We start from the raw sequence: 17,039 nt of genomic DNA, 5'->3' as shown, positions 1-17,039 counted from the left end.
TGTTATCTTTTTGTTAATCCCCCAAGGCTGTTTTAACGTATCCAGCCAGAGAATTAAAGGCGTACTGCATAAAAAGGCCTAAATGCCTCTGTTTATGAATTTTAAAAGCATTAATGTCGGTGTTTTATGCAAAATAGCGTCAATTAGCCGCTCGAATTGGTCTGCGCTTGCGGTCGTTTTCTCAAACTCATCCGGAGGCAGAATCAGCCAAGGTCTTAAACACATTAGGAATGCATTCGGCCAAAGTAATCCTGTGGCTGAATGGTTTTGGCAGCGACTTGAGTGACGATAACGCCGGCACGGTTTTGCCGGAAGAATAGTGACATAAAAAACCCCGGCGTGCCGGGGTTAGATTAGCGAATGGATTAAACAGCAGGAGTTACATTGGCCGATTCTTCTCGGCCAACTTGTTGTAGCAGGCGTTGAGCATCAAAGAAGCGCTGTGGGCCAACTTGTCGGCCAGTTTCTTGCGCAGCTGATATTTTACCTTGATCACAGTGCGATCCGCGGCCAACTTCAGCAAAAGATCATCACTGGTGCCGACTTCATCTATGAGCCCCAGCTCTACGGCCTGCTGACCATACCAATGTTCACCTGTTGCCACCTTGTCCAGCTCCAGTTGCGGCCGATAACGCCCGACAAAGTCTTTGAACAGCTGATGGGTTTCTTCCAGTTCCTGTTGGAACTTGGCTCTCCCCTCATCTGTGTTCTCACCGAACAGCGTCAGGGTGCGCTTGAAATCACCGGCGGTATGCTGCTCATAATCAATGTCATGCTTCTTCAGCAGCTTGTTAAAGTTCGGCAATTGGGCAACAACACCTATGGAGCCTATGATAGCAAACGGCGCGGCAATAATGCGGTCGGCGACGCAGGCCATCATATAACCGCCACTGGCAGCCACCTTATCGACACATATGGTCAGCGGCAGCCCGGCATTGCGGATCCTGTCCAGTTGGCTGGCCGCCAAGCCATAGCCATGAACCATGCCGCCACCACTCTCAACGCTGGCGACTACCTCATCACCTTCCTCGGCAATTGCCAGAATGGCGCTGATCTCTTCCCGCAGTGACGCCACTTCGGCCGCTTCTATGCCACCTTTGAACTCGACGACATACACCTTGGGATCTTTTGCTTCCCCGGCATCAAGCGCCTTGTCGTGGGCCTTTTGCTCGGCCTTGAGCTGTTTCTCATAGGCCTTGAACGCCTTTTTGCCCAAAAGCTCTGCCTTGAGGTGATGCTTGAGCGATTTAAGCTCATCGCTGAGATGCGTCAGTTTCAGCTCGCCCCTGTCACTCTTTTGTTTTACCGCCGATGCCACCACAATTACCACTATGGCACCCACTGCCACCACCAAAGTGATCGCCTTGGCCAGAAATAATCCGTACTCGTATAAAAATTCCACTACAGGGTTCCTTTCACCGCGAGAAAGCACACAAAATCGCGCTATTCTAGCAGCCCTTGCATAGATAAAAAAACCCGGCATTTCGCCGGGTTTGTTACAAAAAACATATGAGTAACCGCTTAGCCACCGCAGCTTTGCAGAACGGACGAGTCGGTCACCAAAATGCTGGCACCATCTTTACCGGCAGAAGAGGCAAAAATAGACACCTGAGACTGCATTTCTGCTGTCGCCTGAGCCGCCATGCCATCGGTCACGCCCGGTACTTCGGATGGGTCGATGAGTGAGCTGTGATGCCCCTTGGCAAAGCGCACAGCGCCGCCACCGGCACTGGTCTGATCGACGCAGTTAAGCCCCAGAGTCGCAATCAAAGGCTCGGTGCCTGACAGCGGGAAGCCCGCGACAGTACCAGGCAGAACCTGATCGCCCTTGTTACCAGCGCCATCACCGACGATTTCCACCAGATGCACCGGCAAACCCGTGGCCTTGAGCATGGCAGTCTGGTTGATAGGATCGGCTGACTCTATCCCGGTCTGCACCGCAAAGGCGAAGGTAGGGATAAATTCGGCGTATACCTCCTGAACCAAGGCCTCATATTCGGCCGAACCCGGCTGATATCCTTGTTTATTGGCCGCGTCCACCAAGGCCTTGAAGGCATCGGAAGCCGTCACATTGGCAAACAACAGAGGTGCAAAGGTGGCTGAACCGGCGAAAGAACCCGCCAGGCCGCCGCTAGGCGCCACCAAAGATGCGCCCTTGATGCCATAGTAGTTGGGCAAGGCTGTGCCGGATGCTGGGTCTTTCAAACCTGTGCTGGCATAGGTCGCGAAGTTGGTGCCGACAATGGCGCCAAGGCTAAGCCCCTGAGCGGTTATCTGGTTATTGTCAAACACCTGAGGCGCGCCCATTTCGGCCAGTTGCGCCGACATACCTGTTATCGCGGCTCTAAGCGCCAGATGATCCATGGTCGCCTGACGGAAGTTATCCCGTACCGACAGCGTGCTTTCTATGTTGACAAATACCAGCGGATTGCCATTTTGGAAGGCATCCGGCTTGCCGACAACATTGCCATAGGCAGCACCTGAGGCCGACACTTCATAGATGCCGTCACCATTGGCATCAAATGAACGGGCACCGTGCAGCGGCATATCTATGGCCACTGTAGCCACACCGGCAGCGGCATAACTACCGGCATAGGCCAGCGACATCTCTTTGCCGCCACCCAGACCATGCAGCGCTATCGTGGTAGGCCAGCCACTGGTTGGTGGCGTGAAAGGCAAGCCCTGGCTGGCATAAAATGCCGCAAGCTTAGTGGCGTTGGGCATGGAGATCAGCACAGGCACAGTTTCGTAGTTGCGAATCGCCGGAATGGGATTAAAGCGGGTCAGGTGCTTGGTGGCATCGGCCGCACTGTCATCATCCAGTTTCCACGCTTTGCCGGCCAACAAGGAAGGATTGGCCAGTGCAGCGGCGGGATCTATGTTGTAAGCCATCGCCTGGGCGGCAAAGTTCTCCTGGCTCAGAGTACCGGCCTGCAGCGCCAGCAACACAGATACCGGGCTGTCGCCCTGGGCCTGCCAGTGGCCGTTAATGCCGTCACAGCTTGCCGATGAACAAGTGCCGTAAACCGGTACTTCAATGGCCGCAGTGTAGACATCGGCCAAATCTGCCAATACATAGGCTATGCCGTCAGCAGGGGTGAGCCCAGCTGCCATCGCCACTGTATAGCCGGCTGGAGTCGGAGTTTGCAGCCACTTGGGCGCATAGGGTGAGCCAGGTTGCAGCATCAGCAGCTTGGTGGTTTCATAAACATCGGCCACCGACTGGGTGGTAAACAGGCCTGAATAGGTAATGCTTTCCTTGTCGACGCCATGAGCCGCCGCCATGCCCTTCTCATAACTGTTTACCAGAGTTTGCAGCATCAATTGATCGGCGGTTTCCAGCGGCGCTGTGTCGATATCCAGTTTCAACAGGCCATAGGTATAGGAAGGCGCTATCGGGCGCTCGGCCGAATCCATGATGAGTTTAGTGGTGGCATAGATATAAGACTGAGCTGGCTTAAGTGGTTTCAGTGGAACAATGACAATCTTGTTGCCGGACGCTTGAGTGATAAAGTCTTCCCCCCAAACCAGCTCTTCACCCACTTCACAGGCAGAAACCGAAGGCTTGGCCTGGCACTCGGCTTTGGAAGAAAGCGGGCCGCCGCTGACGGCTTCAAACATTCTCACCGCTCCAGGCTGGGCCACGGAAGATGCCAGCAGGCTCAGGGTATTGCCGCTGTTATCTTTGGAAGGTTCAATATCTATGGTTATCGGTTGCGTGGTTGACCAGCCATCCAGCGCGCCCAGCGCCAGCTGCGGATTGGTATAGTCACCGGAGGCTTCTCCGGGAATATTCAAGGTACCGTCTGTGGTGCCGCTGAGCAGTAGGTCGTTTGGCAAGGGAACTTCAGCTTTGGCAGGATCAAACACCAAATGGGACTCAGGGATGAGCGGCTCTGTCTTATCCTTAAGTTCGTTATAGCTGTCTTCACCACATGCTGTCAGTCCAAGTGCAGATGCGATTGCAACACCCAAAATGAGTCTTTTCATCTTTTTTCCCCAAATCTTGTTGTAATAATTTTGTTTTCCCCAAGAAATTGGTCACAATACCCCAGACACTGTGACCAGAGGAGCTGAAATCAGTCCTCAGCTCGTCTCAAGTTAACGTAAAAATATTGAGTTAGCTACATTTTTGTCACAGTTACACGCAACGAAAAGTAACAATGAACAGTCATTTGTTTTAAACAGATGTATACCGCTGTAGTGAGTCGAGTATTGGCGGGCTTTAGCGCGAAGAGGAAACAACTCCCCATGTTGGAATATCAAGCAGCAAAAGATCTTCTCAAGGGCAAAACTATTCTGGTAACCGGTGCCGGCGATGGCATTGGCAAAACCGCAGCCAAGACCTATGCCGCCCATGGCGCCACAGTGATCCTGCTGGGCAAAACGGTCAAGAAGCTGGAAGCCGTTTACGATGAAATTGAAGCCGCCGGTGGCCCGACTCCAGCGATTGTGCCTCTGGATCTCAAGGGCGCCAGCGAACAAAACTACCGCGACATGGCCGAAACCATAGAGCAGCAATTCGGCAAGCTCGATGGCCTGCTGCATAATGCCAGCCTGTTGGGCGCTTTGGGGCCATTTGAACATATTGATATTCAGTCACTGGAAGATCTGCTCAAGGTCAATGTGGTGGCCGAAGTCATGATGACCAAGGCACTGTTGCCTGTGATGCGCAAGGCCGAGCACGCCTCAATTATTTTTACCTCCAGCAGTGTTGGCCGTAAGGGCCGCGCTTACTGGGGCCCATATGCCTTCTCCAAGTTTGCTACCGAAGGCATGATGCAGGTGCTGGCTCATGAATGTGAAGGCACCCAGGTGCGCGCCAACAGTATCAATCCGGGAGCAACCCGCACCGGCATGCGCGCCAAGGCTTATCCGGCAGAGAACCCTCTGGATCTCAAGACGCCAGAGCAGATAATGCCCGTTTATCTGTATCTGATGGGCGATGACAGCCTGCAGGAAAACGGTCAGGCCTTTAACGCGCAGTAGTATTTTCCTCAAGAATAAACGCAGTCCAATGGGCTGCGTTTTGCTATTCATACGCCATTCATACACGTTTTATAAAAGAAATAAGGAGGCAATCCATGAGTCAAGAATACCCTATAGGCACTCCAGGTACTCCCTGGGGAGATGCCGAAAAATCCGCCTGGCGCGCCACCCAAAACATCAAACGCAGCTACCGTGAACAGGTGCTCGACAAAATCGATTCCCTCAAGACAGCTTTTGAATGCCGCCGGTACGGCGCCTTAAGTTATGACCCGGAACGTTATCCCCTGCTCGCCCTGCAGAGTAAATCGCCACAGGCAGATAAGCCCTGGGTATTGGTCACTGGCGGGATCCACGGTTATGAAACCAGTGGCGTTCAAGGTGCGCTGCAGTTTCTTGAGCAGGAAGCCGAACGTTATCAAGCAGATTTCAATCTCCTGGTCGTCCCCTGTGTCAGCCCTTGGGGATACGAAGTCATCAACCGTTGGAATCCTTTGGCTATCGATCCCAACCGTTCCTTCTTTGAACCCAGCCCGGCAGAAGAGTCTGCCGCATTGATGGCTGTGGTTGCTAGCCACGGCGCCCCTTTCCTGGCTCATATCGATCTGCATGAAACCACAGATACGGATGAAACCGAGTTTCGCCCGGCGCTGGCGGCCCGCGATGGCAAAATCATAGCTCCCGGTGAGATCCCGGACGGTTTTTATGTGGTAGATGATGAAGCCATGCCGCAACCTGAATTCCAACGAGCCATTATCGAAACGGTCGCCAAAGTGACCCATATCGCTCCGGCCGACAAAGACGGCAATATCATCGGCTCTCCTGTGGTCGACCACGGCGTTATCCGTTATCCGCTCAAGCAGCTTGGTCTATGTGCCTCGGTTACCAATGCCCCATACACCTGCACCACAGAAGTCTACCCGGACAGCCCGCAGGCAAGCGATGAACAGTGCAATGCCGCCCAGGTAGCCGCGGTTTGTGGCGCGCTGGATTATCTAAGGAAGGTGCGAATAAGTCCTCGTGGCACTCTGGCTTGCACAGCAATTGGCGTTCAAGGCATCTGACTGAAGGCATGCCGGGGCCTGTCGAAGTCGGATAACGCTGAGAGCCGGTTACTGTGAAAGCCCCGAAGGGCGTGGCTTACAGGCCTGCCTGCTGTGTTGTGCTTCTTGCAAAGGACTAGGGCCATTTGCTGCGAACCACGCCTTGCATCCAGGCCCGTAAGCCGACGCAGAGCACACATGGGACTTGTTCGCACCTTCCCTAAAGCTAACCCGGAATTAAGTTTTCAGGATTGAAGCTGGAGCCTTGAAACTTAAGTATTGAGGCTCAAATAACTAGACCCGGCACTAAGCTTTATGCCCCAGTGCCGGCTCTTAATTAACTTATTTTCCTCGCCTTTTGGCGATGTGACCTCACAGCAACGCCAGTTTGGCACTAAGACGCTTCACCATGGTATCTATATCGGGATTCGGCGCATTCAACCCTTCAACCAAGGTCATAAAATAGCAATCCATCATAATGGTTGCCCTCACTGCATCATAATGAGGCGCACAGGTAAACAGCAGCTCTTTGAACTGGCGGATCTGCTCATCAAAGAAAGCTCCTTGCCAAATTAAGCCTTGCAGCAAGGTTTTACTGAACTCCACATGCTGCAAATAGAATCCGTATAAATGCCTGGCATAATGCTGCATCTTCAACTTAGGCTGCTCAAAGTCATCGCTGCTCTGCGCCTCGCTGATAACTCCGGCGATAAGCTCCAACATCAACGCCTTCAACAACTCTTCTTTATTGCTGAAGTGGCTAAACAAGGTGCCATTGGCAATCCCTGCTGCTTTGGCAATATCGCGGGTCGATGTCGCTTCAAAACCTTGCTCGATAAACAGCTCCCATGCGCATTGGCAGATGCGCTCGCGGGTTTGGCGTTTTTTAGGGGTCATATTTGCAGTCAAAAGTGAACCTTTTACTTGTAATTGAGCGCGCTCAATAAATATAATGAGCGCGCTCAATTTTATTTATACCAAGGTAAATCACATGAAATCAGTCGTTAAGATTCTAACACTCGCAGTAGGCTATGTCTTATACATCCCCTTTATCTGCTTCTATTCGTATATCTTGGGGCCGATACTGAAAGCCGTCCTGATACCCGGTGGACTAGTGCTTATTGCGTTTATGATGGGCCCCAAGGCAGCCTGGCAGGAGTGGAATAACGCCAGGCAGCCGCAAAACAGCCCCCTGCCAAAGCTGGAGTGATGCCGCTCATCGCGAGTCAGCAAACAACAAGCCCCGGCAAAATCAAGAAGTAAGTCAGTCTTTCAACTTTCACTCTTCTGATGCTGGGGCCAGTGTAGGTTGTAGTGCATATAACGGAGACAAATTACTTTAGGGGAGGTTTACACAGTCGGAAACTTTGACAAAATTAAGTGTATCGACCTTGAGTTCTTTAAAAACCTTAACAATCTTCTCGTGAACCATGACATGAGGAAAGTCAGAGTATTCAGGCATAAATACCAAACGTTCATTTTCGGGTATAGTTTGCATCTTTTGCTTGCAGAGAGAGTATCGTTTTATTGCATACTCGTCTTCACCTGGCTTGTAGTTGTTAATCAAGCACTCTTCAAGGTTCAAAACATCCATATACTCAAAAATATTGAATACCCAAAAGCCTTCATGATAATTTTGCTCGTCGTCGACAATCACAGCGGGGTATAACTGAAAAAACTCATTGTCTACCTCACCAAGCTCCCGTTTGATCTCGTCATCAATAATAGGGTAGTTAATTGCCATATGCGCTTTTTTAATTGGTCGCTTAACCCCTTTTGCAAGGTCCTCATCCCGATAGCCATTTTTAAAAAACATAGGATCACCGGCCGTTAGTTTCGTGAACTCATAATGTCTCGTGGCAGAACGCATTTCTGGGCTAAGGTATAGGGTTTCCTCATCGTGGTTCAGGGAAAGAATATAATACTGCTCGTTGTATGGGTTCATCTGCCTTCTCTTTGGAATTATTTCGAATTTACACAAGTGGTCTTTTCAGTTTTTCTTTAAAATCATTACTATGAACGAAATAAAAAATAATCTCTCATTACCGGCATTCATGCTCCAATAGCGTTGACAACCAAGTTATAGTAGTTCTGGACACTTAACCGGCAAAAGTAAATCGCTCTGCCCCCTTTCAGCAGTATTTCCCGTTCTTATGTCCCGGGTTTTCTCAGACTCCACTCAATTAGCTTGGCTCTGATCAGGCGTTGCGAAAACTGCTGGGGATCAAGAACCCAGTTGGTGGCGATTTCCCGAACGTTCGCGTCATCAGGATAACCTCCCCCTGTAGACAAACCGTTAATATGGCAACGCTTGGCCGCTTGAACCTCAGCCTCTGTAGGTTCACCCGCCGAAATGTGGCTTTGGTCATATTCATGCAGCCCATCATGATACACGGCGTATTTTCTTGTTACCTGACCGTCTTCCGCCATAAACCAAAAATTGTATATACCGCCCTGATGGTCGCCAAAGCCATAGGTTTTCCCAAATTTCTGGCTTAACCTAGCGGCGAATTCTGAAAGGTTGCGTAGGCATTCATCCAGCATCTCCATACTGTCCCTGCGGCCATACTGCCGGAACGGCAAGCCCCAACCGCCAAGGTAGATAAGCCCATCAAGATCCGCGACAACCAGGTGTGAAGTTTTCCAGATAAACTTCAGATCGTCGGCAGACCCCAAATCACTGATGGACTTGATATCCGCTTCCCCCTTCAGGTGTTCAGCTATTCCATCTATGTCGCGGCTTTCTACGACCAACCAAATCATATTGCGATACATCGAAACGCTCATTTCTATTCCCTTAAATATCTGGCGAATGCAATTTCAGTAGTCCACGGATTCTAGTGGCTCAACAATGAGCCGGGACAGTAACAAAACCCAAAAACAAAACCAAGACAATAAACAAAATCCAGACCCATAGTTTTCGACAAATTGTTGACTCCTTGCCTAGGTTTCAATGGTTTGTTAGGTATCAAGGACTCTTCGCAACTGATTGATGATAGCGGGCGCATCATCCGCAATAACAAGGTGGCCACACTGCAGCCAGCAGGACGACCTGTCCTTTTGAACCGTTTAATATTCCCACCGACAATGGGTTGCGACTTCACCTATATCAGGGCTTCTTGGTCCCTTGCAGCTATGACAATGCTCTATAAAACCAGAGTTACAACCACCTCCAACATCGATGAAGGCAAGGGGCTACCCATTGCCAGAAGCTATTTAGCTGAATTCCCAAGGCTCCATGCTCTCCCTCACCCATCGAACCCTATTCGATCTTCATTGTGCTTGGGAACTCGACTTTGTACCCACTTCAATAGCCGAGAAACCTTCACTGGAGTTGAAAGAGGATCTTCCTCAAGTGGAAACCTCTGCCTTTCTGTAACATTGACAACTAACGCCTTTACCCGGCTTATATCGGGTGTCTCCATTGTTCCTGGCTATATTGTTCCTGTTCCCTACTAAAGCAGTGGCTGTAGATTACATACCACGCATATAATCACGCACATCCTCATCACTGAGTGATTGCGTTTCATCACTAACTCCTAAACTTAGAATGCTCGTCTTTGCTCGTGGGTTAGGCTCTGATAAAAAGGAGTATTGTAAGCACTTTTTCGCACAGAAGAATAAGACGCTAATACCTCTGGAGAAATAGCTTCAATAGGGTTATAAGAAAAATCAATCCTCCTAAGGTTATTCCCAGGCTTCAATTTTGGCAAAGACATTAAACGATTGAATGAAACATCGACTGCTTTTAGCCAGGGCATCTCAGCAATCACACTGATATTATCAAGGTCGTTTTCACTAACAAATAAGCCTTCCAAATTAGACAGTGATGCCACCGCCGAAATATCAACAGTCCCATTATTTCTAAAATCTACTTTTACAAGACTGGGTAATTTATCAATACCATCTAATGTAGGTAGATTACTAGTTGCACCAAATATCTCTTTTAAGTTTGGTAAATCAGTCACATTTTCCAGAACATTATCTTCGATAGAACGAAAAGCAATACGTTTTAACCTAGGTAGATTACTAATTTTCGGTAGGCTACCTTTTTTCACGTCATAGATTGAAATCTCTTCTAAATTTTTAGGAAGGGCTAAGCCTTTAAATCTTGAGTCTTTCATTCCATCAATACTCAATTCACGCAACTTATCTAAATTGTGTACAGTGGCAATATTCTTGTAACCTGGATTCTTTAATCTAAGCTTCTCCAAGTTTTTCAAAGAACCTACATCAATGTTTAAAGATGACAAATCTATGGATAAGAACTTTAGCGACTTTATTTTATTGATACCGTTAAAACTACTCGAGTTAACCACATAACTAATCAATAAATCGAGATTTACTTGTTTTTCTAAGTTACTAATAAGGCGTATTTCCTCACCACTAATCAATAATTTATTAAGGCACCCAGATTGAGGTAGAATAATATTTCTAACATTATCTACTGCTGAAATGCTGAGTCGTTCCAATTGATAAAACTGGCTCAAATCCATTTTATCATTAATAAACATTGACCGTCTTAAATGAACATAACGAGCATCCACAATAGCTGATAAAAACTCTGGAGGTATAGTTGTGTTTTTCTCTGATACAACGTTTACTGCTTTGCCATGTTGGTCTAAAAGCACGGCAATGCGAGATAGCGAACCCGAGCCTCCAAAATGTTCATTTCTTCCTTCGATTGAAGGAACCAGATGATCATTTTGCCTTTCACGGCGCTCTGATGGAAGATCCCCGAGCTCCCCTGTTAGGCCATTGACAAAGAAGCTTAGTTTTCCATATTCAGGTTTAAAATTTTGCTTTATCTTTTGCACTACGGGCGAAGCTTGGATAATCGCTGCCGCTTTCTCTTCGGGAGACAACGCCAATACTTGCCCTACCACCAGTAACCATAATCCAAGTATGGCTGTCAACGAGCCCACATGTTTTTGTTTTATCACTATTTGTTCTCCATCAATCGATTCTGAGTATAATTGAGGATACGAAATCTCGGGTGATTCCATATTCTACACAGGTGAAATTCTTGCTCGCTGGGTTCTGCTGGCGAAAATTAAATCAGCATTCAACAATTGAGCAACAGACATGACCTCAATGTTTACTCATTCATTCTCCAATAAATGAACTGAGATAAAGCACTTACCATGTCAAGTCAAGTCAAGTAGTAAAAAACGCCGAAGGCAGTTTTTTACTACTTATTTTTGTTAATTACCTTTCCTCAAAATGCCAACGATAATAATGTGTAGCATTGTGGTCAAACCAATAATAAACACATAATCAAGCAAGCTATTGACCCCATCCGACAACTCGATATACATCCGATAAAGCAACGGTGGTAGATTACATACCACACATATAATCACACACGTCCTCATTATTGGGTGATTGCGTTTCATCACTAACTCCTAAACTTAGAATGCCCGTCTTTGCTCGTGGGTTAGGCTCTGATAAAAAGGAGTATTGTAAGCACTTTTTCGTACAGAAGAGTAAGACGCTAATACTTCTGGAGAAATAGCTTCAATAGGATTATCAGAAAAATCAATTCTCCTAAGGTTATTCCCAGGCTTCAATTTTGGCAAAGTCATTAAACGATTGAATGAAACATCGACTGACTTTAGCCAGGGCATCTCAGTAATCACACTGATATCATCCAAGTCGTTTTCACGAACAAATAAACCTTCCAAATTAGGCAGTGATGCTACTGACGAAATATCAACGGTCCCATTATTTCTAAAATCTACTTTTACAAGACTGGGTAATTTATCAACACCATCTAATGTAGGTAGATTACTAGCTGCACCAAATATCTCTTTTAAGTTTGGTAAATCAGTCACATTTTCCAGTACATTATCTTCGACAGAACGAAAAGCAATACGTTTTAACTTAGGCAGATTACTAATTTTAGGCAAACTACCTTTTTTTATGTTAAACATCCAAATCTTTTCTAAGTTTTTAGGGAAAATCACGTCTTTAACTTTCGGACTATCCATTCCATGTATACTTAGTTCACGCAAATGTTCCAACTTATTAATAGTGGAGATATTCTTATATTCCGGCATAGTTAACACAGCTCGCTCCAAATTCATTAAGGAACCGATATCAAGGTCAGATCCTGATAAATCTATTGACAAGTACTTTAGCGACTGACTTCCATCAACAATATCGAATCCATTAAAATTTACTACGGAGCTAATTAACACGTTAAGATGAGTTTGCTTTTCAACATTCAAAATACTCTCCAGATTAGCTTGTTCAATCCTTAACTTAGCTAAATTTCCAGCTTCTGGTAGAACTATATGTTTTGTCGTGCCTACACCTAAGATTGCAAGTCTCTCTAGATTACCAAACTGACTTAAATCAAGTGTACCGTCTAAAAATTGCACTCCCCACAGAAGCATATACCGAGTGTTGGCAACAGCCTTTATAAATTCAATTGGTAATTTGGTGTTACTCTCAACGACAACATTTATAGCTTTTCCTTGTTGATCAAGAAGCACAGCGATACGGGACAGCGAGCCAGTCCCGCCAAAAAATTCATTACTTCCTATTATTGCAGGAATAAAGGCGTCATTATGTCTTTCATGCTGCTCCGAAGGTAGCGGGCCGAATTCTCCTGTAAGTCCTTCAACAAAAAAATATAGCGCGCCATATTCAGACTTAAAACTTCTCTGAATATTTTGTGCTACAGGCGAAGCTTGGATAATCGCTGCCGCTTTCTCTTCAGGAGACAACGCCAATACTTGCCCTACCACCAGTAACCATAATCCAAGTATGACTGTCAACGAGACCACATGTTTTTGTTTTATCAATATTTTCTCCATCAATCGATTCTGAGTATAATTTGGGCGTAAAATGAAAAGGACGCAAAATGAAGACACCCATAATTCTTGGTAGATTATTGGCTCCTTGTCTAAATAACTGATCCTATTTGTGCTACATCTTGCTGAACCCTTGTGGCGCAAGAGTTTCCGGATATGCTCTCCTGAAGCCCAGCTCATCAGGCTTGGTGTTCTAACTGCGTCAAGTTACCATTTGGAGACGATATCGGTGCAGTATTCTACTGTTTGGAACAGTTATTTAGGCTTGAATGGAGCCTTTGAAAAGGAAAGGATACAATACCGAGGCCAAGATATACTCAAGTAAGTCTTGATTCTCCCCTTCTATCACTGCATTTATAAAGCACTTCCCCTTTGGGCCCAGCAATATACAGGACATCCTAAACACTTTCCAACAAACATGCAGCCAAACATGCATGACCCCCTAAACACTTTCTGAGCCGCGAGGAGCACGTTGCAGGGGGCAGCCTTTGATAAATAACAACGTATTTTTGGAAGTAGGCTCTCTGAGACGATCACTTTCAGAGGTTCATGTAAAATTGCCGTTTTCAGGCATATCTGCAGCAGGCTTAAGCCTGCTTATGCAAAATTACGAACGGTTTAAGGTTAATGGGGATGTATTGCTTGGCTTTGTTGCTTACCCCGGCACCATTTACCACCATATTTGGCCTTCATCGCACACATCGCATCCCATCGGCCACTCATGCCACTGTACTGACGGCGAAACTCCTTGGCGGAAGTTATCCAGGCATCGTCGCTGATACCAAGCTCAAGCAGTAGTTTGGGTCTGGAAGAGGCAATAAAGCCACGCTTGTCTTCCCGCACCGCCCGGCCTGTCCAATCAATCAGCTCCAGATAGTCGGCAAAGTGAAACGGAATCCCGACTTGTTCGGCGGTAGTTGCTGCACCATCAAATTGCAGCAGTGGCTTAATTGAAGCGTTGGCAGATGCAGGCTCAGCAACTTCTTCTATGCGTTCCTGAATGGATGTGTAATCAGAAGTTTGCAGCGAATCTGCAATACCGGCGCGAATGGGATTTAAATCCACATACATCATGCAGGCCAGTAGCGCCTGTTCATCGAGCAACGCCTGCGACTTAAAGCGTCCTTCCCAGAATACGCCCTTGCAGCCATCTTCTCGATTGGCCTTGCGGGCGACATCTTCGTTTAAACAGCGCATAAACCAACTAATGCTGCCAAGGCGTTCCTGCCAATCGCTAATCAGCGTATCCAACAGTATTTGCTCACCTTCTGAGAGACTATCGCCCTTGAGGAACTTTGCCGCCACAGGATTGCCATTAAAGAGCCCTGTCCAACGCTCAATGACTTCAAATGGCGACAACGACTGTTGCGCAGCCAGGTCGATTTTGAGCACCAAATGGTAGTGATTACTCATGACCGCATAAGCGCAAACGTCGATGCAGAATATTGACGACAACTGCCTGATTCTATCCACTATCCAGCCACGCCTATGTTCGTAACTGCGCCCCGACAGTGCATCTTCACCACACAAAAATGCCCTTCTCACGCAACGGTTAATCACGTGGTAAAAGGGCGTACTTTCAGCATCTATCAACTGGCGACGGGCAGTGGTCATAACCAACCTCGACTGAGCTTTGATGGGTATTTCAAAGCCTAGTCAAGGCTGTGTGAAACATCAAAAAGATATGGCTGTCCTGTATTCCTGTCGACTGAGCTTTGATGGGTATTTCAAAGCCTAGTCAAGGCTGTGCGAAACATCAAAAAGATATGGCTGTCCTGTATTCTCTGTTGACGACAACTGCCTGATTCTATCCACTATCCAGCCACGTCTATGTTCGTAACTGCGCCCCGACAGTGCATCTTCACCACACAAAAATGCCCTTCTCACGCAACGGTTAATCACGTGGTAAAAGGGCGTACTTTCAGCATCTATCAACTGGCGACGGGCAGTGGTCATAACCAACCTCGACTGAGCTTTGATGGGTATTTCAAAGCCTAGTCAAGCCTGGGCGAAACATCAAAAAGATATGGCTGTCCTGTATTCTTTGTGTATTCTTTGGCTGTCCTGTATTGTTTTTTGTAAAAGGGCGTACTTTCAGCGTCTATCAACTGGCGACGGGCAGTGGTCATGGCCAACCTCGACTGAGCTTTGATGGGTATTTCAAAGACTAGTCAAGGCTGTGTGAAACATCAAAAAGATATGGCTGTCCTGTATTTTTTCTCTTTGATGGGTATTTCAAAGACTAGTCAAGGCTGTGTGAAACATCAAAAAGATATGGCTGTCCTGTATTTTTTCTCTTGATGAGTATTTCAAAGCCTAGTCAAGGCTGTGTGAAACATCAAAAAGATATGGCTGTCCTGTATTTTTTCTCTTGATGAGTATTTCAAAGCCTAGTCAAGGCTGTGTGAAACATCAAAAAGATATGGCTGTCCTGTATTTCATCCTGTATTTCTTCCTCTAAATTAACTTTGTCTGGACTGCTACGTTTCTTTTTTGCTCTTTGTAGTGAGCAGATGTTATTTTAAAAAAATCACTGGGATCTTTGATACTTCCCTCAAGACCTTGCTTTTTTATACTTATATATAAAGCTACTGCATGAGCCTGACAGTTAATTGACTTTTTGGGATTAAACTCAATATCAGTAAAACAGTCAAAGCTCTCTAGCGAATTGAGCAAGGAATCATTTTGAATCAAGGCGTTGATATATAACCAATCGTAAAAATAGGTTCTAGGAATTAAAGGGAAATCCATATTAAAAAATTTAAACTGAACGAGATTTCCAGAGTCTTTAATTCTTATATCCTTTTTGGCTTCCATTGAGCTCTTTTGAAAAAGATCTGTGTAAGGACCGCCTTTCTCGAAAACTTTGCTCCCCTGAAAAGCTGATTCAACACTAAACTTTTGCTGCTTTTTTATTGTGGTAATTTCTAGATTAAAAGCACTTAAAGAAACTCCAAGTTCATCTATCGATTTACTTGAAACCTCTAAGAGTCGCTTACACCCCATAGTCCGAGCTACTGAATGCAGCTCAGCTATTGACTTCTGCTTTTGCGATAGTGAAAATCCTGAAAACCATTTAAAATCAATGCTTTTCTCAATAACTCCCACTTTATCTTTTCGAGGTAGGAATACCGGACGAATTGCCATTATTGCCATTTCCTTCGATAAGTGCGGCTAGCATAGAGTACCTTATTTGGTTCATTGATCACTACTTGTACATTATCGGTGAAGTTCGATATGTTTTTCTTTATCTGTCGATTAGATACAACCACACCGAAAATACTTTCTGTAGGAACAGAATGTTTAACAAGCACTTCCGCTTGAACATCTGTTGGGTCATATTTATTGAGGCATTGCTGCTCTCGACTATCTATCCAAGCAAACTCATCATACATAGACTTAAATGAAGAAACATCCCTAAGAGTGTCATCCCCTATACCGCTGACCAGTCCATCAGCAGCGTTATGCTTAAAAAACAAACAATCACGTTCCCACAGCACACTCGATTTAACTCCCAACACACACCAATCAGAGTCATTATCCCGATATTTGTAGAACATTTTGTCGTTGGGGTGCGCGATAGACAGCGAAATTGTATCAGGTCTGTGATCCAATCTCTCCATGTCATTAACTACCACTCCTTGATAGTGCTCATCGATCGTTCTTCGAGAGACTAATCCATGTGCGAGTATGCTCTTCAAGTTAGAAATATGAGTAAAATGAATCAGATAAGGGATCTCTAGCTGCTCCGCAAAGGCTCTTATTCTGCTCTTATTATCCAATTTTCTCTCCTAGAAAACGAAAAGTAACGTGCTAAAGTAAACCTAACACCTGTATACTGCGCACGCACGTTTTGGTCCTCGGATGAGTGTAAACGCGCATGCACCGTTTCTAAACCTATTACCAACCAGCATCTTGTAGCTATATGCCCCCAGCAAGACCCATACCTACCGGACAAGTCCAAACTCTGCTCTTCCCTGAATTCCGCTGAAAACGGAAAAATACCACTGCCGCCGACTTTGAGCCGCTGAGCTTAAGGAAGCGCTAAAGCTAAGCGGTTGAATTGGTTATACAATACCTAGTACTGAATGTTAAAACAATTAGCCAAAGGTCAAGTTTTTGACAAAGGCCACAAAACCCTGATTTGGCTGATTTTTGCAACAGAATTGACTGGCTTTGCAATCCGAAACAA

General features: G+C 46.3%; 12 protein-coding genes and 1 pseudogene. 2 read left to right on the top strand and 11 right to left on the bottom strand.

Features of this window, described 5'->3' with window-relative positions:
* Positions 1 to 379 precede the first annotated feature (379 nt).
* Together sohB and ACWAU4_RS09210 are read right to left on the bottom strand one after the other, a co-directional pair.
* Positions 380 to 1,402, bottom strand: a complete 1,023-nt coding sequence (gene sohB, locus ACWAU4_RS09215) for a protease SohB (protein WP_164489432.1) — start codon at positions 1,400 to 1,402, stop codon at positions 380 to 382.
* A 119-nt stretch (positions 1,403 to 1,521) separates the two neighbouring features.
* A complete protein-coding gene (locus ACWAU4_RS09210; protein WP_208125783.1) occupies positions 1,522 to 3,990 on the bottom strand; it encodes a VolA/Pla-1 family phospholipase in 2,469 nt (822 codons plus the stop codon).
* A gap of 261 nt (positions 3,991 to 4,251) precedes the next feature.
* On the opposite strand from ACWAU4_RS09210, the gene ACWAU4_RS09205 reads away from it, so the two are divergent.
* Positions 4,252 to 4,989 carry a YciK family oxidoreductase gene (locus tag ACWAU4_RS09205; RefSeq protein WP_039033424.1) on the top strand — a complete coding sequence of 246 codons (738 nt, stop codon included), beginning with the start codon at positions 4,252 to 4,254 and terminating at the stop codon, positions 4,987 to 4,989.
* A 95-nt stretch (positions 4,990 to 5,084) separates the two neighbouring features.
* Complete coding sequence (locus tag ACWAU4_RS09200; RefSeq protein ID WP_045283371.1) at positions 5,085 to 6,050, top strand: M14 family metallopeptidase; 966 nt, start codon at positions 5,085 to 5,087, stop codon at positions 6,048 to 6,050.
* Positions 6,051 to 6,401: 351 nt separating this feature from the next.
* Here the strand turns inward: ACWAU4_RS09200 and ACWAU4_RS09195 are convergent, their stop codons facing one another.
* The 9 genes and pseudogenes from ACWAU4_RS09195 to ACWAU4_RS09155 all read right to left on the bottom strand — a co-directional run bounded on the left by ACWAU4_RS09195 (position 6,402) and on the right by ACWAU4_RS09155 (position 16,629).
* Positions 6,402 to 6,938 (bottom strand): TetR/AcrR family transcriptional regulator, encoded by a 537-nt coding sequence (locus ACWAU4_RS09195; RefSeq protein WP_223828938.1) that lies wholly within the window; start codon positions 6,936 to 6,938, stop codon positions 6,402 to 6,404.
* 430 nt (positions 6,939 to 7,368) lie between these two features.
* Positions 7,369 to 7,974, bottom strand: coding sequence for a hypothetical protein (locus tag ACWAU4_RS09190; protein ID WP_107352263.1), 606 nt, complete (start codon positions 7,972 to 7,974; stop codon positions 7,369 to 7,371).
* A gap of 206 nt (positions 7,975 to 8,180) precedes the next feature.
* Positions 8,181 to 8,816: a hypothetical protein gene (locus ACWAU4_RS09185; RefSeq protein ID WP_208125782.1), complete on the bottom strand. Its 636-nt coding sequence runs from the start codon at positions 8,814 to 8,816 to the stop codon at positions 8,181 to 8,183.
* A gap of 758 nt (positions 8,817 to 9,574) precedes the next feature.
* Positions 9,575 to 10,972, bottom strand: a complete 1,398-nt coding sequence (locus ACWAU4_RS09180) for a leucine-rich repeat domain-containing protein (RefSeq protein ID WP_141250884.1) — start codon at positions 10,970 to 10,972, stop codon at positions 9,575 to 9,577.
* 468 nt (positions 10,973 to 11,440) lie between these two features.
* Entirely contained in the window at positions 11,441 to 12,838 is a 1,398-nt protein-coding gene (locus ACWAU4_RS09175) for a leucine-rich repeat domain-containing protein (RefSeq protein ID WP_141250885.1), read from the bottom strand.
* A 633-nt stretch (positions 12,839 to 13,471) separates the two neighbouring features.
* Complete coding sequence (locus ACWAU4_RS09170; protein ID WP_208125781.1) at positions 13,472 to 14,461, bottom strand: transposase; 990 nt, start codon at positions 14,459 to 14,461, stop codon at positions 13,472 to 13,474.
* Between the two features lie 174 nt (positions 14,462 to 14,635).
* A pseudogene (locus tag ACWAU4_RS09165) lies at positions 14,636 to 14,803 on the bottom strand (alpha-amylase family glycosyl hydrolase); the annotation flags it as partial.
* 501 nt (positions 14,804 to 15,304) lie between these two features.
* Complete coding sequence (locus ACWAU4_RS09160; protein ID WP_208125780.1) at positions 15,305 to 15,994, bottom strand: DarT1-associated NADAR antitoxin family protein; 690 nt, start codon at positions 15,992 to 15,994, stop codon at positions 15,305 to 15,307.
* The gene (locus tag ACWAU4_RS09155; RefSeq protein WP_208125779.1) at positions 15,994 to 16,629 is read right to left on the bottom strand and encodes a DarT ssDNA thymidine ADP-ribosyltransferase family protein; all 636 of its coding nucleotides are present in this window, start codon (positions 16,627 to 16,629) and stop codon (positions 15,994 to 15,996) included. The genes ACWAU4_RS09160 and ACWAU4_RS09155 overlap by 1 nt, the downstream gene beginning before the upstream one ends.
* Positions 16,630 to 17,039: the final 410 nt, after the last annotated feature.

The sequence above is a fragment of the Shewanella sp. FeAMO genome (genome assembly GCF_053653955.1).
This window is presented reverse-complemented; position numbering and strand designations above follow the sequence as displayed.

Bases quoted from the DNA above. Each gene is read 5' to 3' on its own strand.
- ACWAU4_RS09190 (WP_107352263.1), bottom strand. From the start codon at position 7,974: ATGAACCCATACAACGAGCAGTATTATATTCTTTCCCTGAACCACGAT.
- ACWAU4_RS09160 (WP_208125780.1), bottom strand. From the start codon at position 15,994: ATGGCAATTCGTCCGGTATTCCTACCTCGAAAAGATAAAGTGGGAGTT.
- ACWAU4_RS09185 (WP_208125782.1), bottom strand. From the start codon at position 8,816: ATGAGCGTTTCGATGTATCGCAATATGATTTGGTTGGTCGTAGAAAGC.
- ACWAU4_RS09170 (WP_208125781.1), bottom strand. From the start codon at position 14,461: ATGACCACTGCCCGTCGCCAGTTGATAGATGCTGAAAGTACGCCCTTT.
- ACWAU4_RS09210 (WP_208125783.1), bottom strand. From the start codon at position 3,990: ATGAAAAGACTCATTTTGGGTGTTGCAATCGCATCTGCACTTGGACTG.
- ACWAU4_RS09200 (WP_045283371.1), top strand. From the start codon at position 5,085: ATGAGTCAAGAATACCCTATAGGCACTCCAGGTACTCCCTGGGGAGAT.
- ACWAU4_RS09205 (WP_039033424.1), top strand. From the start codon at position 4,252: ATGTTGGAATATCAAGCAGCAAAAGATCTTCTCAAGGGCAAAACTATT.